At 69.6% G+C, this 26,906-nt stretch carries 26 protein-coding genes; 10 read left to right on the top strand and 16 right to left on the bottom strand.

The features are described 5' to 3' along the window. Positions 1 to 11: 11 nt before the first annotated feature. Positions 12 to 1,448: an IS1182 family transposase gene (locus tag O9255_RS05695; protein WP_297865877.1), complete on the bottom strand. Its 1,437-nt coding sequence runs from the start codon at positions 1,446 to 1,448 to the stop codon at positions 12 to 14. A gap of 363 nt (positions 1,449 to 1,811) precedes the next feature. Between O9255_RS05695 and O9255_RS05690 the strand changes: the two genes are divergently transcribed. After that, positions 1,812 to 2,300 carry an 8-oxo-dGTP diphosphatase gene (locus O9255_RS05690; protein ID WP_297865876.1) on the top strand — a complete coding sequence of 163 codons (489 nt, stop codon included), beginning with the start codon at positions 1,812 to 1,814 and terminating at the stop codon, positions 2,298 to 2,300. 66 nt (positions 2,301 to 2,366) lie between these two features. After that, on the top strand, positions 2,367 to 3,200 hold the full coding sequence (locus O9255_RS05685; RefSeq protein WP_297865875.1) for a DUF4239 domain-containing protein: 834 nt from the start codon (positions 2,367 to 2,369) through the stop codon (positions 3,198 to 3,200). Positions 3,201 to 3,234: 34 nt separating this feature from the next. On the opposite strand, the gene O9255_RS05680 is transcribed toward O9255_RS05685, so the two are convergent. From O9255_RS05680 to O9255_RS05670, 3 genes are read right to left on the bottom strand one after another with little or no spacing between them, the layout of a single operon-like run. Continuing rightward, positions 3,235 to 4,491: a sialidase family protein gene (locus O9255_RS05680; protein WP_297865874.1), complete on the bottom strand. Its 1,257-nt coding sequence runs from the start codon at positions 4,489 to 4,491 to the stop codon at positions 3,235 to 3,237. Continuing rightward, positions 4,488 to 5,198, bottom strand: coding sequence for an HAD family hydrolase (locus O9255_RS05675; RefSeq protein WP_297865873.1), 711 nt, complete (start codon positions 5,196 to 5,198; stop codon positions 4,488 to 4,490). Before O9255_RS05675 ends, O9255_RS05680 begins: the two co-directional genes overlap by 4 nt. A gap of 4 nt (positions 5,199 to 5,202) precedes the next feature. Beyond that, on the bottom strand, positions 5,203 to 5,715 hold the full coding sequence (locus O9255_RS05670; protein WP_297865872.1) for a DUF1993 domain-containing protein: 513 nt from the start codon (positions 5,713 to 5,715) through the stop codon (positions 5,203 to 5,205). 44 nt (positions 5,716 to 5,759) lie between these two features. Between O9255_RS05670 and O9255_RS05665 the strand changes: the two genes are divergently transcribed. Then, positions 5,760 to 8,165 (top strand): alpha/beta hydrolase fold domain-containing protein, encoded by a 2,406-nt coding sequence (locus O9255_RS05665; protein WP_297865871.1) that lies wholly within the window; start codon positions 5,760 to 5,762, stop codon positions 8,163 to 8,165. Positions 8,166 to 8,256: 91 nt separating this feature from the next. Then, positions 8,257 to 9,378, top strand: coding sequence for a TraB/GumN family protein (locus O9255_RS05660; protein WP_297865870.1), 1,122 nt, complete (start codon positions 8,257 to 8,259; stop codon positions 9,376 to 9,378). Between the two features lie 6 nt (positions 9,379 to 9,384). On the opposite strand, the gene O9255_RS05655 is transcribed toward O9255_RS05660, so the two are convergent. From O9255_RS05655 to O9255_RS05630, 6 genes are all read right to left on the bottom strand, one after another. Beyond that, entirely contained in the window at positions 9,385 to 10,497 is a 1,113-nt protein-coding gene (locus tag O9255_RS05655) for a sensor domain-containing diguanylate cyclase (RefSeq protein ID WP_297865869.1), read from the bottom strand. 51 nt (positions 10,498 to 10,548) lie between these two features. Next, entirely contained in the window at positions 10,549 to 10,818 is a 270-nt protein-coding gene (locus O9255_RS05650) for a hypothetical protein (RefSeq protein ID WP_297865868.1), read from the bottom strand. Between the two features lie 58 nt (positions 10,819 to 10,876). Next, complete coding sequence (locus O9255_RS05645; RefSeq protein ID WP_297865867.1) at positions 10,877 to 11,197, bottom strand: hypothetical protein; 321 nt, start codon at positions 11,195 to 11,197, stop codon at positions 10,877 to 10,879. Between the two features lie 29 nt (positions 11,198 to 11,226). Beyond that, a complete protein-coding gene (locus O9255_RS05640; protein ID WP_297865866.1) occupies positions 11,227 to 11,982 on the bottom strand; it encodes an NrdJb in 756 nt (251 codons plus the stop codon). Between the two features lie 106 nt (positions 11,983 to 12,088). Further along, positions 12,089 to 12,595, bottom strand: coding sequence for a hypothetical protein (locus O9255_RS05635; protein ID WP_297865865.1), 507 nt, complete (start codon positions 12,593 to 12,595; stop codon positions 12,089 to 12,091). Between the two features lie 136 nt (positions 12,596 to 12,731). Beyond that, the gene (locus O9255_RS05630) at positions 12,732 to 14,882 is read right to left on the bottom strand and encodes an adenosylcobalamin-dependent ribonucleoside-diphosphate reductase (RefSeq protein WP_297865864.1); all 2,151 of its coding nucleotides are present in this window, start codon (positions 14,880 to 14,882) and stop codon (positions 12,732 to 12,734) included. A 436-nt stretch (positions 14,883 to 15,318) separates the two neighbouring features. Here O9255_RS05630 and O9255_RS05625 point away from each other — a divergent pair, with 436 nt between their 5' ends. From O9255_RS05625 to O9255_RS05610, 4 genes are all read left to right on the top strand, one after another. Continuing rightward, positions 15,319 to 16,776 (top strand): Do family serine endopeptidase, encoded by a 1,458-nt coding sequence (locus O9255_RS05625; protein WP_297865863.1) that lies wholly within the window; start codon positions 15,319 to 15,321, stop codon positions 16,774 to 16,776. A 70-nt stretch (positions 16,777 to 16,846) separates the two neighbouring features. Next, positions 16,847 to 17,590: an HAD-IA family hydrolase gene (locus tag O9255_RS05620; protein ID WP_297865862.1), complete on the top strand. Its 744-nt coding sequence runs from the start codon at positions 16,847 to 16,849 to the stop codon at positions 17,588 to 17,590. 34 nt (positions 17,591 to 17,624) lie between these two features. After that, complete coding sequence (locus O9255_RS05615; protein WP_297865861.1) at positions 17,625 to 19,007, top strand: leucyl aminopeptidase family protein; 1,383 nt, start codon at positions 17,625 to 17,627, stop codon at positions 19,005 to 19,007. A gap of 32 nt (positions 19,008 to 19,039) precedes the next feature. Continuing rightward, positions 19,040 to 19,873 (top strand): HDOD domain-containing protein, encoded by an 834-nt coding sequence (locus tag O9255_RS05610; RefSeq protein WP_297865860.1) that lies wholly within the window; start codon positions 19,040 to 19,042, stop codon positions 19,871 to 19,873. Positions 19,874 to 19,903: 30 nt separating this feature from the next. On the opposite strand, the gene prmC is transcribed toward O9255_RS05610, so the two are convergent. The 4 genes from prmC to ahpC all read right to left on the bottom strand — a co-directional run bounded on the left by prmC (position 19,904) and on the right by ahpC (position 23,633). Then, on the bottom strand, positions 19,904 to 20,761 hold the full coding sequence (prmC, locus tag O9255_RS05605; protein ID WP_297865859.1) for a peptide chain release factor N(5)-glutamine methyltransferase: 858 nt from the start codon (positions 20,759 to 20,761) through the stop codon (positions 19,904 to 19,906). Continuing rightward, positions 20,752 to 21,315, bottom strand: a complete 564-nt coding sequence (locus O9255_RS05600; protein ID WP_297865858.1) for a Pycsar system effector family protein — start codon at positions 21,313 to 21,315, stop codon at positions 20,752 to 20,754. The genes prmC and O9255_RS05600 overlap by 10 nt, the downstream gene beginning before the upstream one ends. A 58-nt stretch (positions 21,316 to 21,373) precedes the next feature. Further along, positions 21,374 to 22,969, bottom strand: a complete 1,596-nt coding sequence (gene ahpF / locus O9255_RS05595; protein WP_297865857.1) for an alkyl hydroperoxide reductase subunit F — start codon at positions 22,967 to 22,969, stop codon at positions 21,374 to 21,376. Between the two features lie 100 nt (positions 22,970 to 23,069). After that, positions 23,070 to 23,633 carry an alkyl hydroperoxide reductase subunit C gene (gene ahpC / locus O9255_RS05590; protein WP_297865856.1) on the bottom strand — a complete coding sequence of 188 codons (564 nt, stop codon included), beginning with the start codon at positions 23,631 to 23,633 and terminating at the stop codon, positions 23,070 to 23,072. A gap of 170 nt (positions 23,634 to 23,803) precedes the next feature. Here ahpC and O9255_RS05585 point away from each other — a divergent pair, with 170 nt between their 5' ends. Together O9255_RS05585 and O9255_RS05580 are read left to right on the top strand one after the other, a co-directional pair. Next, positions 23,804 to 24,733 (top strand): LysR substrate-binding domain-containing protein, encoded by a 930-nt coding sequence (locus O9255_RS05585; protein ID WP_297865855.1) that lies wholly within the window; start codon positions 23,804 to 23,806, stop codon positions 24,731 to 24,733. A gap of 29 nt (positions 24,734 to 24,762) precedes the next feature. After that, on the top strand, positions 24,763 to 25,401 hold the full coding sequence (locus O9255_RS05580; RefSeq protein WP_297865854.1) for a hypothetical protein: 639 nt from the start codon (positions 24,763 to 24,765) through the stop codon (positions 25,399 to 25,401). Here O9255_RS05580 and O9255_RS05575 read toward each other — a convergent pair. After that, positions 25,371 to 26,273: a DMT family transporter gene (locus tag O9255_RS05575; protein WP_297865853.1), complete on the bottom strand. Its 903-nt coding sequence runs from the start codon at positions 26,271 to 26,273 to the stop codon at positions 25,371 to 25,373. The two genes, O9255_RS05580 and O9255_RS05575, sit on opposite strands and share 31 nt — an antisense overlap. Next, the gene (locus O9255_RS05570) at positions 26,263 to 26,904 is read right to left on the bottom strand and encodes a glutathione S-transferase family protein (protein WP_297865852.1); all 642 of its coding nucleotides are present in this window, start codon (positions 26,902 to 26,904) and stop codon (positions 26,263 to 26,265) included. The genes O9255_RS05575 and O9255_RS05570 overlap by 11 nt, the downstream gene beginning before the upstream one ends. Positions 26,905 to 26,906 lie beyond the last annotated feature (2 nt).

Below are 26,906 nucleotides of genomic sequence, written 5' to 3'. Positions count from 1 at the left end.
AATGGAATGCGTCAGGCCGCGATCGCCCGGGTCATGCCGTGCACGCCCATGATCTTGATCATCCGCTTCATGTTGTAGGCCAACACGGCCAAGCTGACCTCGGTTTTGACCCTGGGCAGCGTCTTCGTCAGCAATGGCGCGGTCCCAAGCCATGACTTCAGCGTGCCGAAGACATGCTCGACCGTCTGCCGTCGCACCACTGCAAAGTTCGGTGAAGCATCCAAGCGCGTCTGCATCCTCTCGAGCACCGCCTCATGCTCCCAGCGCGTAATGCGGCGATACCTGGCGGTGGTGCACCTCTCCCGCATCGGACATTCGGGACAAGCGGATGACCAGTACTTGTGCAGGGTCAGCCCGTTCTCTTCGGTCGAAAAGCGATGGATCGCACGCTCACCTGCCGGGCACTCGTACTCATCGGTCGCCGGGTCGTAGATGAAGTCCCGCTTGTCGAATCGACCTTCGGCTTTGCTGTTCGACGTCAGCGGCTTGGGCACCAGCGGAATAACGCCTTCTTGCTCGCACGCCATGATCTCTGGCGCATTGAAGTAGCCCCGGTCAGCTAGCGCCGTGATGCGCTCAACGCCCAGAGCCTCCTTGGCCTTCACGGCCATCGTCGAAAGCTGGCTGCGGTCATGGCCGTCATTGGTGACGTCGTAAGCCACGATCAGGTGGTGCTCGGCATCCACTGCTGCCTGCAGGTTGTAACCGACCGTCCCGGTTCCTCGGCCGCTCGACGTCATCGAGCGCGCATCTGGGTCCGTCAGCGATATCTGGTGATCCGGCGCGTCATGAAGCTGTTTCTCGATGGCGTCGAGCTTCGCCATCTGTTCCTTCAGCTTGCCCAGCTTGTCCCTCAGGTGAGGAACGCGCCCCTCGGGCAGCAAGGCGGGGTCGCGGTCGGCCCGATCCAACTCGGCAAGGTAGCGGGCGACGCTCTCTTCCAACTGCTCCCGGCGACCCCTGACTTTGCCGACCGTGTAGTTGCGGTCGCGGCTGTTGACCGCCTTGAGCTTGCTGCCGTCGATGGCAACGACGGCGTGCGAAAAGACCTTCATCGTTCGGCACAGCGAAACGAAGCGGCTGCACACCGCGGTGATCGCAGCGCCATTGTCTCTGCGGAAGTCAGCGATGGTTTTGAAGTCCGGTGCCAGTCGACCGGTCAGCCAGATCAACTCGAGATTCCGTTGCGCCTCCCGCTCCAAGCGTCGGCTGGACTGGATTCGGTTGAGGTATCCGTAGATGTAGATCTTGAGCAGAGCCGCCGGGTGATACGCGGGCCTGCCGCCGGCAGAGCGATTCGCTGCTTCGAAACCGAGTTGACCCAAGTCGAGTGCTTCGACGAAGGCATCCACCACCCGAACTGGGTTGTCTTCGTGGACGTAGTCCTCCAACCGATCAGGGAGCAAAAGCCCTTGGGAGCGGTCGACGCCATCGACGAATCGCTTCATGCACATCACCAATCGACTGGTGTTGAGATCTTGCCAACGGAGAGAAGGTTTTCACACAGCCTCGGCCGAAAGCGGACGCGTCTTGTAATCAGCACCAACGCCCTGATCAGTCACCTCCGGAACCGGGGATCAACCGAGCGGGAACCTGCAAGCCCCGACACGTTGTCCAGGCGACCGTCGTGAATCGTTCGCGCAGGATGCGCCATCGGCCCAAGGGGCAGGACGCCCCCTTTGGGCCGACCGCCGGGCAGTCCACCGCCAAGGTGATGGGGCGGGCCAGCCGAGCACGTCGGCTTCGGCGCTGGACGCTCGCGCAATCCGCGGCCGGCCAAGCGCGATAATGCCCCGACCACGGAGACCCGCATGCCCTACACCCCGATCATCGGCACCCTCGGCTACGTGCTCTCGCCCGACGGCAGGCGCGTGCTGATGGTCCACCGCAACGCGCGGCCCGGCGACGAGCACCTCGGCAAGTACAACGGCCTCGGCGGCAAACTCGAGGCCGACGAGGACGTGGCCGCCGGCATGGCGCGCGAGATCCACGAGGAAGCCGGCCTCTCGGTGACTGCGATGGAACTGCGCGGCACCATCAGCTGGCCGGGCTTCGGCAAAAACGGCGAGGACTGGCTCGGCTTCGTCTTCCTGATCACCGCCTTCGAGGGCGAGGCGCCGACGCGCAATGTCGAAGGCGACCTCGAATGGGTGCCGCTGGACCGGCTTATGGAACTGCCAATGTGGGAAGGCGACCGCCACTTCCTGCCCCTGGTGTTCGACGGCGACCGACGGCCCTTCCACGGCGTGATGCCTTACCGCGACGGCCGGATGGTGCGCTGGGCCTACTCGAGGTTCTGAAGCGGTGCTTGCCGACCGCCGCGCGACGGCCTAGCGTGGCGCGGACTCCCTTGCGGAACTGCGCCAATGGCGTTGTTGATCGACACCCTGCTCGCCTCGCTGTGGATCGGCGGCAGCAGCATCCTCGTCCTCGCGGTGCACGCGGCCGGTCGGCGCTGGATGGCGCCACCGCCCGCGCCGGAAGGCACACCGCCCGCGGCCGACGGCCATGACCACCCGCCGGTGGTGCGCGACGCGGCGCAGGTGATCGGGTTGCGCACCGCCGCGCTTTTCGGCGTCATCCTCGCCATGGTGTATGCGCAGGAACTGGGCCAGTACCAGCAGGTGCGCGAAGGTCTCTCCCGCGAGGCGGTGGCCATCGCCGATGTCTTCCACGACGCCGGGCGCTACGGCGGGGACCTCGCCGAGCCGGTGCAGTCCGCCATGCGCGACTACGTGCGCTTCGTCGTCGACCGCGAGTGGCGGCTGCTTGGCACGGAAAGGCGCCTCTCCCGTCGCGCGTGGGAGGCGCGCGAACGGGCGTATGCGGCAGTGCTCGACGCCCTGCCCGCGACGCCGCGCGAAGTGGCGCTGCGCGAAGTGGCGCTGCGCGAGCGGATGCTGGCCCGCCTCGGCGTGATCGCGGAACACCGCCACCTGCGCGAGGAATGGGCCGCGCAGGGCTTCAGCATGGTGTTCTGGTTGCCCGCGCTGGCGGGGCTGGTGCTGGTGACACTGCCGCTGTGCGTGTTTCCGCCGACGCGGCAAACCCGCCTGCTGTTGGCGAGCCTTGGCGCCTACGCCGGCCTCGTGCTGTTCTTCGTGCAGGCGTTCTCCAGCCCCTTCACCTACCCGCTCCACGATCCGCCCGGCGCCTTCGAGCGCCTGCTGGAAAACGACTTCGACGCCCGCGCACCCTGAGGCGCGCTGCCGCAACGGCGGTTGAGCGCGACGCCTAGTCCTGCGCCCGAAGCCACGCCGCGCGGACCCGCGGGCCCTGCACGGTGGGTTCGGTCCACGCGACCATCGCGACGTCGCCGCCGGTGGCCGCGAGGCGCGGATGCCCAAGCTGGCGGCCCGGTGGCAAGGCCACGACGTCGCGGCGCGCGATCACGCGGCCGCCGGCATCGAGTTCGGCCACGCGGAGCACCGCGCCACGCCCGTCACCGCCGACCCAGCTGGCGAGGAAACCGCCGTCGCGCCAGGGCGCCACATCGACGCGACCCAGCACTGACTCGCCGGCCTCAAGCACGGCGGGCGCCGCGAACGCCGCGCCAGCGCGCGGGCTGATCGCCAGCTTCACTTCGAGGGGGCCCGTCGCCATCGTCGGCCACAGCACGGCCAGCGCGTCGCGATTCACCGCCGCGGCCGGGCCGTTCACCGGGCAACCCGGCATGCGCCAGGCGTCGTCATGCACGGTCGTCGGGGCCGACCACTGGCCGTCGCTGGAACGCCGCAGCAGGGCGATGTCGCGGATGCCTTCGGCGTGGTCGCGGTACACCGCGATGGCCTCGCCACCGCGACGCACGAGATCGGTCTGGCAGCAGGAGCAGGTGTCGGCATCGAGCTTCGCGCCCTCGCGTGCCACGCCATCGCGCCCAACGACCGCGCTGCGCAGCGTCATCGGGCCCTCGTCGTGGCCGTGATGGTCGGCGCCGTGTCCGCTCGCATGGCTTCCATGGCTGCCGTGCACGGTGTCCTGGCGGCCATCGAGCCACACCATCAGCACGCGATCCCCGCCATCGGGCAACAGCGAAACGAAACCGTGCTGCACGGGCTGGCCGTCGTCGTTGACCTTCACCGGCGGCTGCCACGTGGCGCCGCCGTCGAGGCTGCGCTGCAGGTGGATGTCGTAAGCGTAGGTCGAACCCGCCGACTTCCGCAGCGTGAACGTCACCCAGTCGCCGTTGTCGAGGACGGCGAGCGAGGGGAAGTCGGCCCAGTTCACGAACCAGTCGTCGCCGCGAGCGACGGCGGCCTGTGCCGCTGGCTCGGCGGCGCGCGGCGCATCGAAGCTCGCGACGTGCAGCTCGGCCTCGGCACCGTGCTTCTGCTGCCATGTCAGCGCGAAGCTGCCTTCGCGCGTCGACGTGAGGCTCGGCTGCGCGCTGTTCGGCCCCGGCGTCCACGCCAGCGGCTCGACCTGCACGGCCAGCGCCGGCAGCGCGGCGACGGTGAGCGCGAGGCCCAGTGCGAGCCCGCGCCGGTTCATGCGTCCCAACCGGCCAGCACGGCGGGTACCGCGCCGGCATTCGGTACGCTGGCGAAGCGCGGATGCGCCGGGTCGATCTCGGCGCGATCCAGCGCCCAGACCAGCGGATACGGCACGTGGATGCCCCAGCCACCCAGCGCCAGCACCGGCGCGATGTCGGACTTCTGCGAGTTGCCGACCATCACGAACTCCGCAGGCGACACGTCGAACTCCTTGAACAGCCGCGCGTAGCTCTTTTCGTCCTTCTCGCTGACGATCTCGATGCGCTGGAACAGGTCGGCGAGGCCCGACGCAGCGACCTTGCGCTCCTGATGGAACAGATCACCCTTGGTGATCAGCACCACGCGATGCGTGGCCGCCACGGCCTCGACGGCGGCGCGCACGCCGGGCAGAAGCTCGACGGGATGCTGCAGGATCGATTTGCCGAGGCCCACGATGCGGTGAAGGTCGGCCGCGCTGATGCGCTCGCCGCTCAGGGCGATGGCGGTCTCGATCATCGAGAGCGTCATGCCCTTGGCGCCGTAACCGAACAGCTTGATGTTCTCGCGCTCGGTGGCGAGCAGGCGCTCATGCACGCCGGCATCGGCGAGGTCGACGTAACCACCGACGATGCGCTCGAACTCCGCGTGCGCCTCGTGGAAATAGGTTTCGCTATGCCAGAGGGTGTCGTCGGCATCGAAACCGACCAGGGTGATGCTCCGAGCCACGGCCTCAGCCCTGCCCCATGCCGACCGGTCCGAGGTAATCGGCCTTGCCCAGCGGAACGCCGGCGTGGCGAAGCAGGGCGTAGGTGGTCGTCACGTGGAAGTGCACGTTCGGCAGGATGAAGGCGAACAGGTAGTCGAGGCCCTTGAAGTGCAGGTCGCCGCGGGCGCGGGTGGGGACGGTGATGTCGCGCATCTCCGCCCCCTCGAAGGCCGCGGCCGGCACCGAGCCGATGTAGGCGATGGTGCGCTCGACGCGGTCGACCAGCTGCTCGAAGCTCGTCTCGTTGTCATCGAACTTCGGCGCCTCGCCGCCCGTCATCCGGCCGACGCTGTTCTTGGCGATGTCGGTCGCGATCTGCACCTGCCGCGTCAGCGGGAACATGTCCGGGGCGAGGCGCATGCCGAGCAGCACCGCCGGGTCCCAGCCCTGCGCGCGGGCGTGGGCCTCGCCCTTCACGAGGATGTGCTTGAGCTGCGTCAGGGTGCGGACAAGGGCAGGAACGGTCAGGGCGTGCATGGGCGTCACTGGAGATGGACAGGCGCGCAGTGTAAATCGTCACCATGGACCTGCTGACTCCGCCCACCACCGGCACGCCGAGCGGCCTGCGCGAAGCCGTCATCGCGCCCCTGCTCCGTGGCGTGCTGCGCCTCGCCGTGAAGCCGTGTTTCGCGCCCTGGGTCCCGATCGCCGCGCAGCGCGCGCGCCTGCAGCGCTTCATTCCCTTGAACCGTCTGCCGAAAGGCAGCCGCGTCGAGCCCGCGATGCACGGCGGCGTGCCGGGCGAATGGCTGCACCCGCCGCACGCACCGGTGAAGGCCGGTCGCGTGCTCTACCTGCATGGCGGCGCGTTCTGCGTCGGCTCGCCGGCCACGCATCGCGCGCTGACCGCGAGGCTCGCCCGCGACCTCGGCCTGTCGGTGTTTTCGACCGACTACCGGCTGGCGCCGGAACACCCCTACCCCGCCGCCCTCGACGACGCGCTGGCGGCGTATCGCGCGCTGTCTGCCGAGGGGCCGGTGATCGTCGCGGGCGATTCCGCCGGCGGCACGCTGGTGCTGCTGCTCGCGCAGGCCCTGCGCGATCGCGGCGAAACCCCGCCGGCCTGCCTGCTGCTGCTATCGCCACTGGTCGACCTCACGATGTCGGGCCTCCCCGACGCCATCCCCGGCGAAGCGCTCCTGTCCAAACCTTGGGTGTCGGCCTGCATCGACCATTTCCGCGCCGGGCTGCCGGCCGATGATCCGCGCGTTTCACCGTGGCATGGCCGGCTCGACGGCCTGCCGCCCACCTTCGTGCAGTGGGGCAGCGACGAGATCTTCGCCCCCGGCTGCGGGCGCCTCGTCGCGGCCTTGTACGGAGCCGGCGTCACCGCGACGGCCGACGTCGTGGCGAACCGCTGGCATGTGTTCGCGCTTCATGCGGGCACGCTGCCGAGCGCCGACGCCGCCCTCGGCCGCGCCGCGCGCTTCGCCCTGCCGCACCTCGAAGCGGCCACGCCGCCGCGCGCCGCGCGACACGACGTGGTCGTGCTGGGCGCCGGCATGTCGGGGCTGTGCATGCTGCACACGCTGAAGCAGGCCGGTATCCACGATGTGGTGGCGCTGGAAAAGCAGCCCGGCCTCGGCGGCACCTGGTGGGACAACCGCTACCCCGGCGCACAGGTCGACGTGCCCGCGCCGGCCTATGCGTTCTCGTTCGCGCCGAACCGCCATTGGCCACAGCGCTTCGCCGACGCGCCGGACATCCACGCGTACCAGGAGGCACTCGCGGCGCGCGAAGGGCTGCTGGGCCACCTGCGCCTCGGCACCGCACTGGTTTCCGCCACGTGGGACGAGTCGGCTGCGCTGTGGCGTTTCCGCACGGCGAAGGGCGACACGCTGGAATCACGCTTCTTCGTCTGCAGCACCGGGCCGCTGAGCCAACCGCGCTGGCCGGCGATCCCCGGCCTCGACGACTTCGAAGGCCCGAAGCTGCATACCGCGCGCTGGCACGACGACGACCGCGCCCTCGACGGACAACGCATCGGCGTGATCGGCACCGGCTCCACCGCCGTGCAGCTCATCCCGAAACTCGCGGCTCGCGCGTCGAAACTCGAGGTGTTCCAGCGCACACCGAACTGGGTGCTTCCGCGGCTGGAGCGCCGCTATCGCTGGTTCGATCGCTGGCTGATGCGGGTGCCGGGCTACGCGCCGGCCGTCCGGCTGGCGTGGGCGGGCTTCCTCGAATGGACGCGCCGTGGTTTCGACGAGGGCACGGTCGCACGGCGCTTCATGCTGGGCCTCGCGCGCTGGCACCGCCGCCGGCAGCTGCGCGACGCGCCGGATCGCGCGGCTCTCGAGTCGGCCCTCGCCCCGCCCTACCCGCTGGGCTGCAAGCGGATCATCTACGCCAACGACTACTACCCCACGCTCGCGCAGCCGCACGTCGCGCTGGTCACCGACGGCATCGCGCGCATCACCGCTGATGGAATCGTCACCACCGACGGCCGCGAACACCGGCTCGACGCGCTGGTCTGCGCCACCGGCTTCGAGACGGTGAACCTGCTCGGCTCGATCACGATCAACGGCTGCGCGGGCCGGACGCTCGCCGAGGCCTGGCGCGATGGCCCCGTGGCCCTGCACGGCATCGGCGTCGCCGGCTTCCCGAACCTGTTCCTGATGCTGGGCCCGAACACCGCCACCGGCCACACCAGCACCCTGTTCTACATCGAAGCCGCCGCACGCCACGCGCTCGCCGTGATGCAGCGCGTCCGCGAGCGTGGCGGGGGCTGGGCTGCGGTGAAGCCCGAGGCCATGGCCGCGCACGATGCGTCGCTGCAGGCACGCCTGCGCGGCTCGATCTGGACGCAATGCCGCAGCTGGTACCGCATGGAGGACGGCCGCGTCATCGCGATCTTCCCCGGCTTCACACCGGAATACGTGCGCAAGGCCGGCACCCTTGAGCCCGCCGATTACCACTGGGGCTGAACGGTTCGCCCACAACGCGACTTCCGGCCTATCCCGCCCCCGCCCCGACTGCGCGAGCATGCGTCCTTCCCCCGGAAACCGGATTCCACCCATGGCCATGCGCCTCCACCCGCTCGCCCTCGCCATCGCGCTGACTGCATCCCTCGCCGCCAACGCGCAGACCGCGCCTTCGGAGTCCGCGCCCGCCGAGGCCAGCGCGCCCGCCGAGCCCGCACTCGCGACGCTGGAAACGGTGGTCGTCACCGGCATCCAGCCCGGCCCCGGCCTGTGGCAGATCCGCAAGGGCGAACACACGCTGTGGGTCATGGCCACGTTGAGCCCCTTGCCGAAGCGCATGGAATGGGAGCCGCGCGAACTCGATGCCCTGGTGGCGCGCGCCGACCGCGTGCTGACCTCGCCGGGCGTCGATGTCGACGCCGACATCGGCTTCTTCGGCAGCCTGCGCTTGCTGCCCACCGCCCTGCGCGCGCGCAACAACCCGGACGACAAGACGCTCGCCGAAGTGCTGCCCTCCGAGCTGTATGCACGCTGGCAAGCCCAGAAGGCGATCTACATGGGCCGCGACCGCGGCGTCGAGAACCGCCGCCCGGTGTTCGCCGCCTACGAACTGATGGACGAGGCCCTCGGCGACCTCGACCTCAAGCGCGAGAACATCGTCTGGGACCGCGTGGAACGCATCGCCAAGCGCAACGACCGCGACATCGTCCGCGTGGGCGTGAGCATCAAGGTCGAAGACCCGCGCGATGCGCTGAAGGAATTCGAGCGCTCGGCCGTCGACGATGTCGGCTGCATGGAGGCGACGGTCGCACGCCTTGAAACCGACACCGCGAACATGGTCGAGCGCGCAAACGCCTGGGCCGTGGGCGACCTGCAGACGCTCGAGGAACTCGAGTTCGACAGCGAGATCCGCGCCTGCGCGCTGGCCCTGCTGGGTACCGATGCCCTGAAGAATCGCGGCTTCAACGACCTGCCGAAGCGCGTGGTCGACGAGTGGGTGCGCGTGGCCGAGGAGAGCCTCGCCGAGCATGCGACGACGGTCGCCGTGGCCGACTACCAGGTGCTCACCGCCGACGATGGCCTGCTGGCCGCCATGCGCGCCAAGGGCTACACGATCATCGCGCCGGGCGAGGAACCGCCGGCCGATGCGGTCGCCGAAGACCAGCCCGCCGAAGCCAGCGCGCCCGTCGAGGCGGTCGAACCCGCATCGAACTGAGCGGGCTCAGCCCTCGGCCAGCACCACCCGGTCACGGCCCGAGCGCTTGGCCGCGTAGGCCGCCGTATCCGCACGGGCGAGCAGGTCGGTGCCGCGGTCGCCCGGACGGAACGCCGCGACGCCGATCGACACGGTCACCGCCACACGCGGCACATCGACCGGCGGGGCTTCGGCCACGGACGCGCGCAGCCGCTCGGCGATCTCGAGCGCGTTCGACACGGGCGCGCCCGGCAGCAGCACGATGAATTCCTCGCCGCCGAGGCGTGCGAGATGGTCGCTCTGCCGCAACGGACCGCGGACGCGCCGTGCGAAGGCGCGCAGCGCCTCGTCGCCCACCGCGTGCCCGTACGTGTCGTTGACGGCCTTGAAGTGGTCGAGGTCCAGCGCCAGCACCGAAACCATGCCGCCCTGCGCCTCGCAGCGCTCGATCTCACGGGCCAGCAGGCGGTCGAGCGCGCGGCGGTTGAGCACGCCGGTGAGCGGATCGGTGGCCGCCTCCTCCTCAACGGTGAGCAGGTGCAATCGCAATTGTTCGGCGAGGCGCGCATTGGCCTGCTGCAGCCGGATGCCGTCGACCACGCGGGCGGTGATCCCCGGCAGGAAGAACAGCGCCAGCACGTGCATCACCGCGAGGCCGAGGACGATCGCGCCATCCGGCCCCGCACCGAGCAGCGATGAGAGCACGATGCCTATCCATGTGCCTGCGACCTGTAGGCGCAAGGCTTCCGGCGCAGTGATGTAGATGCCGAGGGTGACCGCCACCACGCCGCAGAGCACGGCGGCCAGCCGCGCATCGAGCGTCGGGTCGTGGCCCATCAGGAACAGCGGCACCATGCCCCAGCCGATGCCGTCGAGGAACGCTGACGCCCAAGCCGAGAGGCGATGCCGAGCGACGTCGAACCCCTGACGCCGGGACCACTGGCTCTGGGTCATGCAAAGCACCCAGCACGCCAGCGCCGCCCCGAACCACGCCCACAGGGAGGCCCTTGGCGCCAACCCCCAGGCCATGGCAAGCACCACCAGCCAAGCCACGGGCGTCGTCAGCAGGGCCCGCGCGAAGTTCCGCGCGAACTGCTCGAACGCGATCTGTCGGGTGTCGGCTTCGAGGGTGTCGGTCACGTCGGCAGTATGCCGCCGAGGGGGCAAGCCGGCATCGTGCCGAAGGGCGGCTCAGCCCGCCGCAACGGGATGGAGGATACGGTCGGGACGTGATCGGAACTGCCACACGGCCAGGGCGCTGGCGGCGAAGGTGAGTGCGTAGGGCCACCACGTACCCTGAGGCCCCTCGCGCACTGCGCCCAGCACGCCCATCAAGCCCAGGAAGACCATCGCGGTCTGCAGCCAAGGCCGCCACGCGCCGTCCGCAAGCCGGGCCACGCGAGTGCCGCAATGCGGGCAGGCCGCCTCGCCGAGGGCGTAGGCCGCGGTCGCCCGCAACATGTGCTCGGGGACCGCGCCCCCGCAACGGCCGCAGCGGAAAGTGTCGAGAGTCATCGGGTCAACCGACGACCGATGCCCACCACGCGCTGCCGACGACCTTGCCGCCGGCGTAGAGGCAAAGCGCGATGATCGCCAACCCTTCGATACCCTTGCCCTCCAGAGGCCGGGCACCGCGCAGACCGAGGGCGCCATACGCCGCCACCAGCGATCCGCCGAGCGCCTTGCCGGCAGCTTCCATCATCGCGGCGGTTGCCGCTTCGACAGAGGCAAGGCTCATCAGGCCGTCGAGAGCCATCACGACCCCGAGGAAGGCGAAAGCCGCCAGCCAGCCACGGGACGGCAGGGCCGAGGCCGGATCACTTGTTGGGGTATTGGTCATGCGCGGGGGGGTTGGAAGAACGGGCGGTCTCACCCGCACTTCGAATAGCCGCAGTTCAAGCAGGTCTGGCAGCCGTCCATCAGCACGAGGGCCTTGGTGTTGCACTTGCTGCACATCGTGGCCGAGGGCGGGAAGCTGGTGCCGTCGCCGGTGATCGCGATATCGCCGCCCACCGCCGGGGCGGCGCTCACGTCAGGGTTTTTTTTTGAGCGGTTCTCGTAGGCGGCGCGCTTCTCGGCGATCAGGGCGCGCTGCGCGTCGCTGATCTCCGGGTCGATGATCATGCCGATCGACTTCAGGTGCTCTTCGATGACGCCGCCGATCTCGGCGATGATCGAGGGCATGTAGACGCCACCGGCCTTGAAGTAGCCACCGCGCGGATCGAACACCGCCTTCATCTCCTCGGCGAGGAAGGTCACGTCGCCGCCCTTGCGGAACACCGCCGAGACGATGCGGGTGATGGCGACGATCCACTGGAAGTGCTCCATGTTCTTCGAGTTGATGAACAGCTCGAAGGGACGGCGGAGCTCGTGCTCGGTGCCGGGGTTCAGCACGATGTCGTTGATCGTCACGTACAGCGCGTGCTCGAACAGCGGCGACTTGATCTTGTAGGTGGCGCCGACCAGGGTCTCCGGGCGCTCGACGCGCTCGTGCATCTGGATGATCTCGGCCGTCGGCAGCGGCGCGGGCGCAGCGGCGACGGGCGCGGGTGCCGGCGTGGCGGCCTTGTCGTCCGGCGTGGCGACGCTGTACGACTTGATTTTCTTGCTGATCTTGATGGCCATGCCGGCGCTCCTGCGGGTGGTGCCTGTTGCGTTGTCTGGTGCGGATTTCAGGGGTGACGCTTCCGGCCCCGCTCAGGGAGCGGGGGTTCCGGGCCGGACGCCGCGATCAGCGGCGCGCGGTCTTCTTGGCGACTTTCTTCGCGGCCTTCTTCGGGGCCGCCTTCTTCACCGCTTTCTTCGGCGCCGCTTTCTTCGGCGCCGCCTTCTTGGCCGGAGCCTTCTTGGCGGCAGCCTTCTTCACCGGCGCCTTCTTGGCCGCCTTCTTCGCCGCGGGCTTGGCGGCCTTCTTGGCCGGTGCCGCCTTCTTCGCGGCCGGCTTGCCGCCGAGCTTGGCCTTCGCCGACTTCACCGCCGCGTCGACCGACTTCTTCGCCGCCGCGACCTTCTTCTTGGCGTTGCCGACGGCCTTCTTGACGGCCTGGCCGGCGGGCGACTTCTCGGCCTGCTTCATCTTCGCCTTGGCGGCCTTCTCGACCTTCGCGACCTCGGCCTTGGCCTTCTTCACCATCGGCGCCGCCTTGGCTTTCGCCTGCTCGACGACCTCGTTGGCCTTGCCGCTCACCGCTTCGACCGCCTGGGCGATCGTCGTGGTCACACCGTTGCCATTGCTCATGGGAACACTCCAGTGGGGTGCTGCATCCGCGTGCCTTGGGGGCCGGTGCACGCTTGCCGGTTCGGGCCCACCTCGCCGGGGCGGGTCGGGCGGGCCTCGATTCGGAAGCCGCGGGCGCTCTGCCCGTGGCCTTCCGTCAGAACTTACCGTAGTAGCCTTCCTTCAGCGCATCGAACAGGTTCGCGGCGGTGTGCATCTCGCCGTCGTACTCGATCTGCTCGTTGCCCTTCACCTCGACCACGCTGCCGTCTTCGAGCTCGAAGCGGTAGGTCGTGTTCTCGAGGTCCTTCTCCTTCACCAGCACGCCCTGGAAGGCGGCCGGGTTGAAGCGGAAGGTGGTGCAACCCTTCAGGCCCTTCTCGTGGGCATAGCGGTAGATGTCCTTGAAGTCCTCGTACGGGAAGTCCGTCGGGACGTTCGCCGTCTTGGAGATCGAGGAGTCGATCCAGATCTGCGAAGCGGCTTGGATATCCACGTGCTCCTTCGGCGAGATGTCGTCCGCGGCGATGAAGTAGTCCGGCAGCTTCGCTTCCGGATCATCGCTGTACGGCATCGCCTTCGGGTTCACCAGCTCGCGGTAGGCCAGCAGCTCGAAGCTGTAGACGTCCACCTTTTCCTTCGACTTCTTGCCCTCGCGGATCACGTTGCGCGAGTAGTGGTGCGCGAACGAGGGCTCGATGCCATTGGAGGCGTTGTTGGCCAGCGAGAGCGAGATCGTGCCGGTCGGCGCGATGGAGCTGTGGTGGGTGAAGCGGGCGCCGGTCTCGGCGAGCTTCTGCACCAGCTCCGGGGCCACGCCGGCGACGCGCTGCATGTAGCGGCTGTACTTGGCGTGCAACAGGCGGCCCTTGATCGTGTCGCCCACCTTGAAGCCGTCCTTCGCCATCTCCGGACGCTTGCGCAGCATCTCGGCGGTGACGGCGAAGTCCTCGTCCATGATCGGGGCCGGGCCCTTCTCCTCGGCGAGGGCCAGCGCCACTTCCCAGCCGGCGACGGCCATCTCGCGCGAAACGGCCTCGGTGAACTCGCAGCTCTCCGGCGAGCCGTACTTCATACGCAGCATGGTCATCGTCGAGCCGAGGCCGAGGAAGCCCATGCCGTGGCGGCGCTTGCGCATGATCTCGATGCGCTGCTGCTCGAGCGGCAGGCCGTTCACTTCGACGACGTTGTCGAGCATGCGGGTGAAGACGCGGACGACCTCCTTGTATTCCTCCCAGTCGAAGCGCGCCCTGTCGGTGAACGGGTCGCGCACGAACTTGGTGAGGTTCACCGAGCCCAGCAAACAGGCGCCGTAGGGCGGCAGCGGCTGCTCGCCGCAGGGGTTGGTCGCGCGGATCGCCTCGCAGAACCAGTTGTTGTTCATCTCATTGACGCGGTCGATGAGGATGAAGCCCGGCTCGGCGAAGTCGTAGGTGGACGTCATGATCATGTCCCACAGGCCACGCGCGCGGGCGCGGCTGTAGACGCGGCACGCCACCATGCCGTCGTCGCGGGTCACGTAGCCCTTGCTGGTCGGCCAATCGCGCCAGATGACCTGGCTCGCGTCGGCGAGGTCGATGTCGCCGACCTCCTTCTCGTTGATCGGGAACACCAGCGGCCACTCGGCGTCGCGGGCCACGGCGTCCATGAACTCGTCGGTGATCAGCAGCGAGAGGTTGAACTGGCGCAGCCGCCCGTCCTCGCGCTTGGCCTTGATGAATTCCTTGACGTCCGGATGGCTGATCTCGAACGTGCCCATCTGCGCGCCGCGGCGGCCGCCAGCCGACGAGACGGTGAAGCACATCTTGTCGTAGATATCCATGAAGCTCAGCGGGCCCGAGGTATAGGCGCCGGCGCCGGCCACGAAGGCGCCGCGCGGGCGCAGCGTCGAGAACTCGTAGCCGATGCCGCAGCCGGCCTTCAGCGTGAGGCCGGCTTCATGGACCTTCTCGAGGATGCCGTCCATCGAGTCGGGGATCGTGCCCGACACGGTGCAGTTGATCGTCGACGTCGCGGGCTTGTGCTCCAGCGCACCGGCGTTGGACGTGATGCGGCCGGCGGGGATCACACCGCGGCGCAGCGCCCAAAGGAAGCGCTCGTACCAGTACTTCTGCTTCTCGACGTTCGGCTCGGCGTCGGCTAGGGCCTTCGCCACGCGCTTGTAGGTGCCGTCGATGTCCGCATCGACCGGCTCGCCCTTCTTGGTCTTCAGGCGGTACTTCTTGTCCCAGATGTCCCAGGACGCCGGCTGCATGGCGATCTCCACCGGGCCTTCCGTCTTGACCGCTTCCAGGCGAACCGTGCTCATTCCTCGTCTCTCCTCCGCCCGGGGGGCGTCGTTGTCGACCGGCTCGGCGCCGGGGCCTCGGAGACGGAAAGACGGCCGCCCTCGGCGCGATGCGCCGGCGGAACCCCGTTTTTCAGTCGACCTGCCCCATGACGAACCGTCCGGCCTGCGTCATCAGCTGTGTTCAAGCCCCAAAATCTTGGGGCCCCTCCCCGCCAGGACCCCAACATGTAGGGCCGGCGGAGGACAACGGTACGCCCGCCCCCCACCCCTGTCAACGGATTTGAGTGCCGCGGCGCGACATCGGGATCGGCGGCTTTTTTCGCTGCGTTTTCAATCGCTTGCGGGAATTCACGCGATCCATACGGACGAGGCCGCACCCACCTCCGGCCCTTGCGGAAAGCGGCCGGAATCCGCATCTATCGTGCTCATCGAACCCTTCGAGGACCGCCTGCGAATGCGCCCCTTGCCCCTCCTCGCCTGCCTGCTCGCGACCGCCATCGGCGGTGGCCTGATCGCCCGCGGCCTCGCGCCGGCCCCGGTGCCCGCCGCCATCGCCAGTCCGGCCTCGCCGCTCCCCGCCCCGGCGGCCGTCGCGCCCGTCACCGCCCAGACGCCCCGCAGCGTCGCCGCCCTGCCGGCCCTGCCCTCGCTGGCGCCGATGCTGGAAGGCGTGACCCCGGCAGTCGTCAACATCTACACGCGGCAGGTCGTCGAGGTTCAGAGCCCGCTGGCTGCCGACCCCTTCTTCCGCCGCTTCTTCGGCATGCCGGACGGCCCGCAGCGGCGGGAATCGCAGTCGCTGGGCTCCGGCGTCATCGTCGATGCGCAGCGCGGCTACGTGCTCACCAACCACCACGTCGTCGACAACGCGACCGAAGTGAGCGTGCAGCTGCACGACGGCCGCACCGTGGAAGCCGAGTTCATCGGCAGCGACCCCGGCACCGACGTCGCACTGATCCGCATCCCGGCCGAGAACCTGCGCGCCCTGCCGCTGGCGAACTCGCAGAGCCTGCGCGTCGGCGATTTCGTCGTGGCCGTAGGCAATCCCTTCGGCCTCGGCCAGACCGTCACCTCGGGCATCGTCTCCGCCGTCGGCCGCAGCGGCCTGACCGGCCTCGGCTTCCAGGACTTCATCCAGACCGACGCCTCCATCAACCCGGGCAACTCCGGCGGCGCGCTGGTCAACCTGCGCGGCGAACTGGTGGGCATCAACACCGCGAGCTTCAACCCGCGCGGCAGCGCCGCCGGCAACATCGGCCTCGGTTTCGCCATCCCCGCCAACCTCGCGCACGAGGTGATGCGCCAACTGCTCGTCTTCGGTGAGGTGAAGCGGGGCTCGCTGGGCATCGAGCTCGTCGACCTCACGCCGCGCTTCGCGCAGGAGCTGGGCCTCGACGCGGCCGTACGCGGCGCCATCGTCACCCGGGTCTACCGCAACGCTCCGGGCGAGGCGGCGGGCCTGCGCCCCGGCGACGTGGTCACCGCCATCAACGGCCAACGCGTCGACAGCGCGCAGGCGCTGCGCAACGCGGAAGGCCTGCTGCCCGTGAACGAAGCGGCCGCGCTCGACGTGCGCCGCGGCGCGCAGGCGCTGAAGCTCTCCGCCACGCTGCGCGAGCAGCCCAAGCAACTGCCGGGTGCCGACATCGACGTGCGCCTCGCGGGTGCCACGCTCGGTGAGTTGGCGGAGAAGTTCCGCCGCGGCGGCCTCGCGGGCGTCGCGGTGACGGACGTGGCGGCGGGCTCGCGCGCCGGCCAGAACGGCCTGATGCCGGGCGACCGCATCTACGGCGTCAACGGCCGTCGCGTCGACGACCTGCCCGCGCTGCGCAGCGCGCTGGCGCAGCCGCCGGCGCGGCTGATCCTGCGGGTGCAGCGCGGCGCGCAACAGGGCGACCTCGAACTGCGCTGAGCGGGCCGCCAGAATGGGCCTCGCCGAACCGCGAGGCCCGGCTTCACGCCTTCTGGAGGACAATGCGCGGATGACGACCATCCGCGCCATCAGCTTCGACCTCGACGACACCCTGTGGCCGATCTGGCCGGTGATCGAGCGCGCCGAAGCCGCCCTGCACGCCTACCTCGATGCCCACTGCCCGCGCACCGCCGCGGCCTATCCGCTGCCGCGCATGCGCGCGCTGCGCGAGCAGGTAGCGCACGAGCACCCGCACCTCGCCCACGACTTCACCGCGCAGCGCCTGATCTGCCTCGAGCGCGCGCTCACCGAAGGCGGCGAGGACCTCGCCCACGCCCGCCCGGCCTTCGAGGCGCTGTACCTCGAGCGCAACCGCGTGACGTTCTACGAGGACGCGCTCCCGGCGCTCGATGCCCTCGCCGCGCGCTTCCCGCTCGCGTCGCTCACCAACGGTAACGCCGACCTGCACCGCATCGGCATCGCCGAGCGCTTCGCGGTGCGCGTGGCGGCCCGCGAGATGGGCATGGCGAAGCCCGAGCGAGGCATCTTCGAGCACACGGTGCGCGCGCTCGATGTGGCCCACGCCGAGCTGCTGCATGTCGGCGACGACCCGTGGCTGGACGTGGACGGCGCCGCCCGCGCCGGGCTGCGCACCTGCTGGGTGAACCGGCACGGCGCCGCGTGGCCGGCCGAACTCCCGCCGCCGGATCTCGAAGTGGCGACGCTGGACGCGCTGGTGGCGGCGTTGGACCACCCCCACGGACTTGCCGCGCCGCGGCAAGCCGCGGCCAGCGAACCCGTTAAGCTCGGCTGATTCCCGCTCCGCGCCCCCGTCGATCCCGCCGTCCATGTCGCTTCCCACCTGCTTCGTCCCGGCCGATGCCCCGGCCCTGCCGCTCCACCTCGTCGACGCCGCGCGCTTCCCGGCGTGGAAGGCCGCCCAGCCCACCGCCGTGCAGGCCTGGATCGACGCCCACGGGTTCCGGGGCGATGCGCTCACCCAACTGGTGATCCCCGGCGCCGATGGCGCTCCCGCGGCGGCAGTAGCTGGCATCGGCGACCCGCAGGACCCCGCCAGCCTCGGCCACCTGCCGTCGATGCTGCCGCCGATCACCTTTCACATCGCCGACAACAGCCCGGTGGCCGTTTCGTCGGATCGCGCCCTGCTCGGCTGGGGCCTCGGCGCCTACAAGTTCGCCCGCTACCTGAAGTCGGTGAAGCCGACGGCCAAGCTCGCCGTCGATGCGGCATCGCAGCCCGAGGCGCTGGCCCTGCTGGCCGCGTCGATCCTGACGCGCGATCTCGTCAACACGCCGACCGAGCACATGGGGCCGGACGAGCTCGAAGCCGCGGTGAACGCCCTCGCGTCGTCGCATGGCGCCGGCTTCCGCAGCGTGCGCGGGCCCGAACTGCTGGCGCAGAACTTCCCCGCCATCCATGCCGTGGGCCGCGCCAGCCATCGCGCCCCGCGACTCATCGAACTCACGCACGGTGACGCCGCTCTGCCGCACCTCGTGATCGTCGGCAAGGGCGTGTGCTTCGACACCGGCGGCCTCGACGTGAAGCCGCCGGACGGCATGCGCAACATGAAGAAGGACATGGGCGGCGCCGCGCATGCGATCGCGCTGGCGCGCCTGGTGCTCGAGCGCGCGCTACCGGTGCGCCTCACCCTGCTGGTGCCCGCCGTGGAGAACGCGCTGGGCCCGGACGCCTACCGCCCCGGCGAAGTGATCGCCACGCGCGCCGGCCTGAGCGTGGAGATCGACAACACCGATGCCGAAGGCCGCATCATCCTCTGCGATGCGCTCACTTACGCCGCCGAGCAGTCCCCGGCGCTGGTGATGGACTTCGCCACGCTCACCGGCGCGGCGCGCATCGCCCTGGGCCCCGACCTGCCCGCGCTGTTCTGCAACCGCGACGACCTCGCCGCGGCCTACCTCGACGCCGGCGCCGAGCAGCGCGACCCGCTGTGGCGCATGCCGCTGTGGCGGCCTTACCACAGCTACCTGAAATCGGGCATCGCCGACATGGCGAACTCGGGGGCGTCGCGGATGGCGGGATGTGTGACGGCCGCCCTCTATCTCGAACGCTTCATCCCCGATGCTCAACCGTGGACGCACGTCGACGTGTACGCTTGGAATGACGCCGACCGTCCGGGCAAGCCCGCCGGGGGGGAGGCCCAGGGCCTGCGCGCCGCATGGTGCTTCCTGAAACGCCGTTTCGCCCCCTAAGCTGCACCCACCACGCCACGACGGAACCCGCCATGCACGTGCAGAAGATGCTCGAACAGGCCCACCAGCTGCCGTCGATCCCGAAGGTGGTGCAGGAGCTGCTGCGCGACTTCGACGACCCGAACGTCGACGCCGGGAAGATCGCCGCCAAGTTGCAGCTGGACCAGGCGCTCACCGCGAAAGTGTTGCGGCTGGCGAATTCCTCGTTCTACGGCGGGACGCGCAAGGTCAGTTCGGTCAACGATGCGGTGGTCCTGCTCGGCGTCGATTCGCTGCGGACGATGGTGGCCGCCGGCGGCGTGGTGGCCGCGTTCAAGGCCCCCGAGGGCTTCGACCTGCGCGCGTTCTGGCGCAAGAGCTTCATGGTGGCGGGCCTGTGCCGCTGGCTGGTGAAGCGCGGCAAGCTGCGCAATCTCAACGCCGAAACCGCCTTCACTGCCGGCCTGCTGCATGACGTGGGCAACCTGCTGATGCACGCCCTCGACGGCGAGCGCATGCGCGAGGTGGACGCCGCCGTCGCCGCCGGCGCGCCGCGCGGCGACACCGAACAGATGATCCTCGGCTACACCTCGGTGGAAATCGGCGGTGCGCTCGCCAGCCATTGGCATTTCCCGGACGCGCTTTGCGAGGCGGTGGTGAACCAGGCGGCACCGATGGCCGCGAGGGTGCCCAGCGAGTACGCCGGCCTCGTGCATGTCGCCCGGGCCTGCCACCTGCTCGTCATCGGCAAGCAGCCGCTCGATCGCCTGTTTTCCAGCGCAGCGGCGCCGGTCGCCTCGTGGCTGGAGCTGGAGCAGGAAACGCTCGAGGAGCACTGGGACGAGGTCGCGGCCCTCGGCAACGACATGGACGCCTTGCTCGACTGATCGTCGGGCGTCGCCCCGACCGGGCGCCGCTCACGCGGGATGGCGCCCCAGCGTCACCCGATCCCGACCTTCGAGGTCGCGCTCCGTCCCGATCTCGATGAAGCCTGCCGCGTCGAAGAGCGCGCGCACCGCCGCGCCCTGCTGCCAACCGTGCTCGACCAGCAGCCATCCGCCCGGCCGAAGGTGCGCCGGGGCATCGCGCACGATGAGCCGCAGGTCGTCGAGGCCGTCGGTACCTGAGGCCAGTGCACTGCGCGGCTCGAAGCGCAGGTCGCCTTCGGCCAGATGCGGATCGTCAGCCTCGATGTAGGGCGGGTTGCTGGCGATCAGGTCGAAGCGCTCACCGGCGACTGGCGCGAACCACGCGCCTTCGCGCACCTCGACGCATGCCGCGAGGCCGAGACGATCGGCATTGCGCCGGGCCACCGCGGCGGCACCCGGGCTGAGGTCTACCGCAACGACGCTCGCCCGCGGCCGCTCGGTCGCCAGCGCCAGCGCGATCGCGCCCGTGCCGGTGCCGAGGTCGAGCAGGCGAAGCGGCCGATCATTCGGCAGCCGCGCCAGCGCCTGCTCCACCAAGCACTCGGTGTCGGCGCGCGGGATCAGCGTGTCCGGCGTCACTTCGAGATCGAAGCGCCAGAAACCCCGCTGACCGATGAGATAAGCCACCGGCTCGCCGGCCCGGCGCTGGGCGACCAAGGCCTCGAAACGCAGGGCAGCCGCGTCGTCGAGCGGATCATCGGCATGGGTGAACAGCCACGTGCGGTCCTTGCCCAGCGCGTGCGCGAGCAGGATCTCGGCGTCGGCGCGAGCCTCGGCGTTATTGGGCACTGCGGACACCAGCATCGCCGCCGCATCGCGGACCGCCGCCCCGACGCTCAGGACCATCCGCCCAACGCGCGCACGAGCTGCACGCCGCAGGCACCGACGAAGCCGCAAAGGAAGCACAGGTAGGCCCCGCGCAGATAGCGGTACTTGTGGTGCGAGAGGTACCAGCCCAGCGAATAGACGTCCTTCGCCATCGTCGCGTAGACGCTGCCGTCAGGCTGGAGCGAACGCTCGATCTCGTCGAGGAAGCGATCCTTCGTCAGTTCGGCGAAGTGGCCGAAGAACAGCAGGTTGAACTGCGAGGGCAGCGGCGCATCGGGGCTGGGCAAGCGCAGCGGGCGGTACTTCGGCAGCACGGCCAGCACGGCGAGGAACAGCGCCAGAAGGGTGAACACCGCCAGCACCATCATCGAGTGGCGCAACTCGGGGTCGTTGAGGCGCGCCAAGCTGAGCGTCAGCACCACGGAGGACACCGTGATCACGATATTGGCCTTGGTGTCGGCCATCGCCGACAGGTGCACGTGGTGCTGCTGCGTCGTGCGCAGCAGGTTGTCGCTGGTGTTGCGTTCCGGAATGCCCTGGAATCGGGCCCGGTCTTCCCCTCGCGTCGCCATCGTCCCCTCCCCCGGTCGGACGGAAGGGATGATAGCGGGCGGCCCACCCCGCCCGCGCTCAGGCCGTCTCGGGCGCGCCCACCGGCGCGGCGGCGGCCGGCGCGCTGTGGCGGATCAGGTGGTCGAAGGCCGACAGCGCGGCCGTCGAGCCGCCGCCCATCGCGACCACGATCTGCTTGTAGGGCTCGGTCGTCGCATCGCCGGCGGCGAACACGCCCGGCAGCGAGGTGTGGCCCTTGTCGTCGGTGACGATCTCGCCGCGCGGGGTGAGTTCAATCGCGCCCTTCAGCCACTCGGTGTTCGGCAGCAGGCCGATCTGCACGAAGACGCCCTCGAGGTCGACGCGCTTCGACTCACCGGTGCCGCGGTCGGTATAGACGAGGCCGTCCACGCGCTGGCCGTCGCCCGTCACCTCGGTGGTCTGGGCGTTCGTGATCACCGTGACGTTCGGCAGCGAGCGCAGCTTGCGCTGCAGCACCTCGTCGGCGCGCAGCTTCACATCGAATTCCAGCAGGGTGACGTGCGCCACGAGGCCGGCGAGGTCGATGGCCGCTTCGACGCCGGAGTTGCCGCCGCCGATCACCGCCACGCGCTTGCCCTTGAACAGCGGGCCGTCGCAGTGCGGGCAGAAGGCCACGCCCTTGTTGCGGTAAAGGTCTTCGCCCGGCACGTTCATGGTGCGCCAGCGGGCACCAGTGGCGAGGATGACGGTCTTCGACTTCAGCGAGGCGCCGTTGGCGAGCTTCACCTCGACGAGGCCGTCGGCGCCGGCCGGCACCAGCGCTTCCGCGCGCTGCAGGTTCATCAGGTCGACGCCGTTGGCGCGCACGTTGCGCTCCAGCTCGGCGGCGAGCTTCGGGCCCTCGGTCTCCGTCACGGCGACGAGGTTCTCGATGCCCATGGTGTCCATCACCTGGCCGCCGAAGCGCTCGGCGGCGATGCCGGTGCGGATGCCCTTGCGCGCGGCGTAGATGGCCGCGGCAGCACCCGCCGGGCCGCCGCCGACGATCAGCACGTCGAAGGGCGCCTTCGCCTTGATGGCCTCGGCGGCGCGCGCCTCCGCGCCGGTGTCGAGCTTGGCGACGATCTGCGCCAGCTCCATGCGGCCCGAACCGAAGGACTGGCCGTTGAGGAACACGGCCGGCACGGCCATCACCTCGCGCGCTTCGACTTCGGCCTGGAACAGCGCGCCGTCGATGGCGGCATGGGTGATGCGCGGGTTCAGCACCGCCATGAGGTTCAGCGCCTGCACCACGTCCGGGCAGTTGCCGCAAGACAGCGAGAAGTAGCTCTCAAAGTGGAACTCGCCGTCGAGGCCCTTCACCGCGTCGATCAGCGCCTGCTCGACCTTCGGTGGGTAGCCGCTGACCTGCAGCAGGGCCAGCACCAGCGAGGTGAACTCGTGGCCGAGCGGAATGCCGGCGAAGCGCACCGCCACCGACGCGTCGTCGGCGCGCTGGATCGCGAACGAGGGCGTGCGGGCATCGGCCGACTCGCGCAGCGTGATTTTCGGCGACAGCGCCGCCACGGTCTCGAGCAGCGCGCGCAGCTCGGCGGAGGACTCGCTGCCATCGAGCGAGGCGACCAGTTCGATCGGGGCGACAAGGCGCTCGAGGTAGGCCGCGAGCTGGGCCTTCAGGGCGTCATCCAACATCGTGTGACTCCAATTCCAGGTACTTGCCGAAGCCGCGCGGCGCGGCTTGGGCAAGCACCCGAGCCGCCGCGCGAGCGCGGCGACCGGGTGGCCGTGCGGCTTAGATCTTGCCGACGAGGTCCAGCGACGGAGCGATCGTCTTGGCGCCGTCGTTCCACTTGGCCGGGCAGACTTGGCCCGGGTTCTTGGCGACGAACTGCGCGGCCTTCAGCTTGCGCAGCGTCTCCTTCATGTCACGCGCGATGGCGTTGTCGTGGATCTCGGCGGTCTTGATGACGCCTTCCGGGTTGATGACGAAGGTGCCGCGCAGGGCCAGGCCTTCCTCTTCGATGTGCACGCCGAAGGCGCGGGTCAGCGTGTGGGTCGGGTCGCCGACCAGTGGGAACTTGGCCTTGCCGACGGCCGGCGAGGTCTCGTGCCACACCTTGTGCGAGAAGTGGGTGTCGGTCGTGATGATGTAGACCTCGGCGCCCAGCTTCTGGAATTCGGCGTAGTTCTCGGCGGCGTCCTCGACTTCCGTCGGGCAGTTGAAGGTGAAGGCGGCCGGCATGAACACGAGCACCGACCACTCGCCCTTGAAGCTCTCTTCCGTCACCGGCACGAACTTGCCGTTGTGGAAGGCGGTGGTCTTGAACGTCGGGACGTGCGTATTGATCAGGGACATGGTTGCAACTCCTGGTGGGGAAGGTCGGGTGGACAAGGGAAGTGAGCGAAGGGGAGCCCGCGCGTCGCCGGGGGAAGTGGGGGCGGGGGCCACGGGGCGCAATGTAGCCGCACTGCACAAAAAGATGAAATGAATTGAACGCATAGCTTTGATAGCTGTAGGCTATCGGCATGAACCTCCGCGACCTGCGCTACCTGCTCGCCCTCGCCGACCACCGGCATTTCGGCCGCGCGGCCGAGGCCAGCCACGTCAGCCAGCCCACCCTGTCCACCCAGATCCGCAAGCTCGAGGACGAACTCGGCGTCGCCCTGGTGGAACGCGCGCCGCGCAAGGTGATGCTGACCGAGGCCGGCACGGCGATCGCCCAGCGCGCCCGGAATGTCATCGCGGAAGTGGAACAAATGCGCGAGATCGCCCGCCGCGCTCACGACCCAGAATCCGGCACCCTGCGCCTTGGCCTGTTCCCCACGCTCGGGCCCTACCTGCTCCCGCATGTCGTGGGCCCGCTGCGCGCCCGCTACCCCAAGCTCGAACTCCTGCTGGTCGAAGAAAAGACCGCCGACCTGATCACCCGGCTGCGCGAAGGGCGCATCGACGCGGCCGTGCTCGCCCTGCCCGTCGACGACGAGGGGCTAGAACACGCGGTGCTGTTCGACGAGCCCTTCGTGCTGGCCGTACCGGAGAAGCACCCGCTGGCGACGCCGCGCGGCCGCAAGCGGGCGGCGCTCAGCCTCGACACGCTGCAGCACGAGCACCTGCTGCTGCTTGAGGACGGCCACTGCCTGCGCGAACAGGCGCTGGATGTCTGCCATCTCGCCGGGGCCAGCGAAAAGGACGGCTTCCGCGCCACCTCGCTGGAAACGCTGCGGCAGATGGTGGCCGCGGGCGTGGGCATGACTTTACTGCCGGTGCTGGCGGTGAAGCCCCCGGTGCCGCCGCAGCCCAACCTGCGCCTGCTGCCCTTCGCGGCCCCGGCGCCGAAGCGCCGCATCGCCCTGTTCTGGCGCAAGAGTTCCGCCCGAGCCACCTTCCTGCGCGGCTTCGCCGACGTGTTGGCGCGCCTTCCTGCCGAGCTCCTGCGCCTCGAGGCGCGCGAATGAGCGGGCTGTTCCCTGGCGGGCTGGGGCCCGTGCCCCGCACCCTGCTCCTCGTGATGGCCGGCTGCGTCGCGTTCGGCTGGTGGCAATCGCGGGCGCCCTCGGTCGTGCCCGCGCGCGACCCGAGCGGCGCGCCGACCGCGTGCGTGATGCCGCGGATCGGCCCCGCCCCTTCACCGGTGCAGCTGGCCACGCCGCCGTCGATGCCGCCGTTCCAACTCGACGAGCACCGGGCCACGCCGCGCGCCGGTTTCGCCGTCGAAGCGACCGTGCTCGGCGTCGAGCGCTACCGCTTCGGCCGCGAGGCCGCGGTCTCACCGCTCGACCTCGCGTTGGGCTGGGGCCCGATGTCCGATCCCGCCGTCTACGAGGCCCTCGACATTTCGCAGTCGGGCCGTTGGTACCACTACCGCTGGGGCCCGGAAGGACCGCCATTGCCGCTGGAAACCATCATCACCAGCAGCAGCAACATGCACATGATCCCGGCCACGCCCGCCGTCGCGAAGCGCCTCGCCGAGCTTGAGGAAGGCCGCCGCGTGCGCCTCACCGGCTGGCTGGTCGACATCGAAACGGCGGAGGGCTACCGCTGGTCGACCTCGCTGCGCCGCGACGACAGCGGCGACGGCGCCTGCGAGATCGTCTACGTCTGCGAGGTCGCCGCGTTGCCCTGAGGTGCCGCAGGCTTCAGGCCGGCGACGAAGATGCCGGCGAGCGACATGGCCACGCCGATCCACTCGTGGGTAGCCGTCGGGCGCGAGAACAGCAGAACGTCGAACACGAAGGCCAGCAGCGGCTGCAGCAGCAGGAGCAGGCCGACGCTGGCCACGCTGATGCGCGGCAGGGCCCGGCCGATCAGCACCCAGCCGAGGCATTGGCCGATCAACCCAAGCGCGAGCAGCGCGACGAGGCTGCGGGTGTCGGGAATGGCGAAGGACACGCCTTCGACGAGGCCGGCGAGGCCGAGCATCACGGCGCATTGCAGCGTCGAGACGACGAGGATCGGCTCGGCGGCCAGGGGTGCCTCGCGCTGGCTGCGTTTCAGCCCGAGGTTGTACGCGGCATAGGCGACGCCCGTTGCCAGCCCGAGCCACACGCCGGCCTTCGACTCGGCGGCCAAGGTCGACCAACCATCGCCGAGGATCAGCGCGAGCCCACCGAAGGCCAGCGCGACGCCAAGCGCGAAGCGCGCATGCAGGCGCTCGCCGAAGAACAGCACGCTGGCCGCCACCATGAAGAACACCTGCGTGTTCGCCAGCAACGTCGCCAGGCCGGGGCCGATCGCGTGAATACTGCGGTGCCAGAGCCACAGGTCGGCGGCGAAGGCGAACGCCGGCCACAGGCAGAACAGCCAGGCGCGGGCCGGCACGTGCCGCCAGCGCTTCAGCGCAAACAGCACGAGGGCCAGCATCGAACCGCCGAAGGCCATGCGCCAGAAGCCCGCGACGGTCGGCGGCACGTCGGCGTAGCGCACGAGGATGCCGGTCAGGCTGATCAGGCTGGCGCCGCCGGCCATCGCCAGCAGCGCACCCCGGTCAGAGCGCATCGTGGCCCAGTCGCTCGGTCTCGGCTTCGGCCGCGGCCTGCCATTCGCGCATCGCCGGCAACGCGAACAGCGCACCGCTGTAGTGCCTCGCGTTGTCGTCGAGCACGACGCCATAGCCGCGGAAACGGATGGCGACCGGTGCGAACATCGCATCGACGATGCCGAAATCGCCGAGCAGGAACGGCCCGCCGGCACGACGACGCAACTCGCGCCAGAGTGTGAGCACGCGGCGGATGTCGGCCTCGGCATCGGCGTTCCAGCGATAGGCGTTCGGCGTGCGCCGGCAGTTCATCGGCAACTGCGCACGCAGCGGCCCGAAGCCGGAGTGCATCTCCGCGGCGGCGCAACGGGCGAGGTATCGCAGCGAGGGATCCGACGGCCAGCCACGGCCCTCGAGGAAGGTCTCGTTGACGTACTCGCAGATGGCCAGCGAATCCCAGACCACGCGAGTGCCGTCGTGCAGCACCGGGACGCGGCCCGTGGGCGAGTAATCGGGGATGCGCTGCTGGAACTCGGGGGTGTCGAGCGGCAGGCGGACCTCGTCGAAGGGCACTTCGAAATGGCGCAGCAGCAGCCAGGGCCGCAGCGACCACGAGGAGTAGTTCTTGTTGCCGATGACGAGCCGGAGCATGC

This window comes from Silanimonas sp. (assembly GCF_027530345.1).
GTDB lineage: Bacteria > Pseudomonadota > Gammaproteobacteria > Xanthomonadales > Xanthomonadaceae > Silanimonas.
The sequence above is the reverse complement of the archived record's forward strand: the minus strand, read 5'-3'. Positions and strand labels throughout refer to the sequence as shown.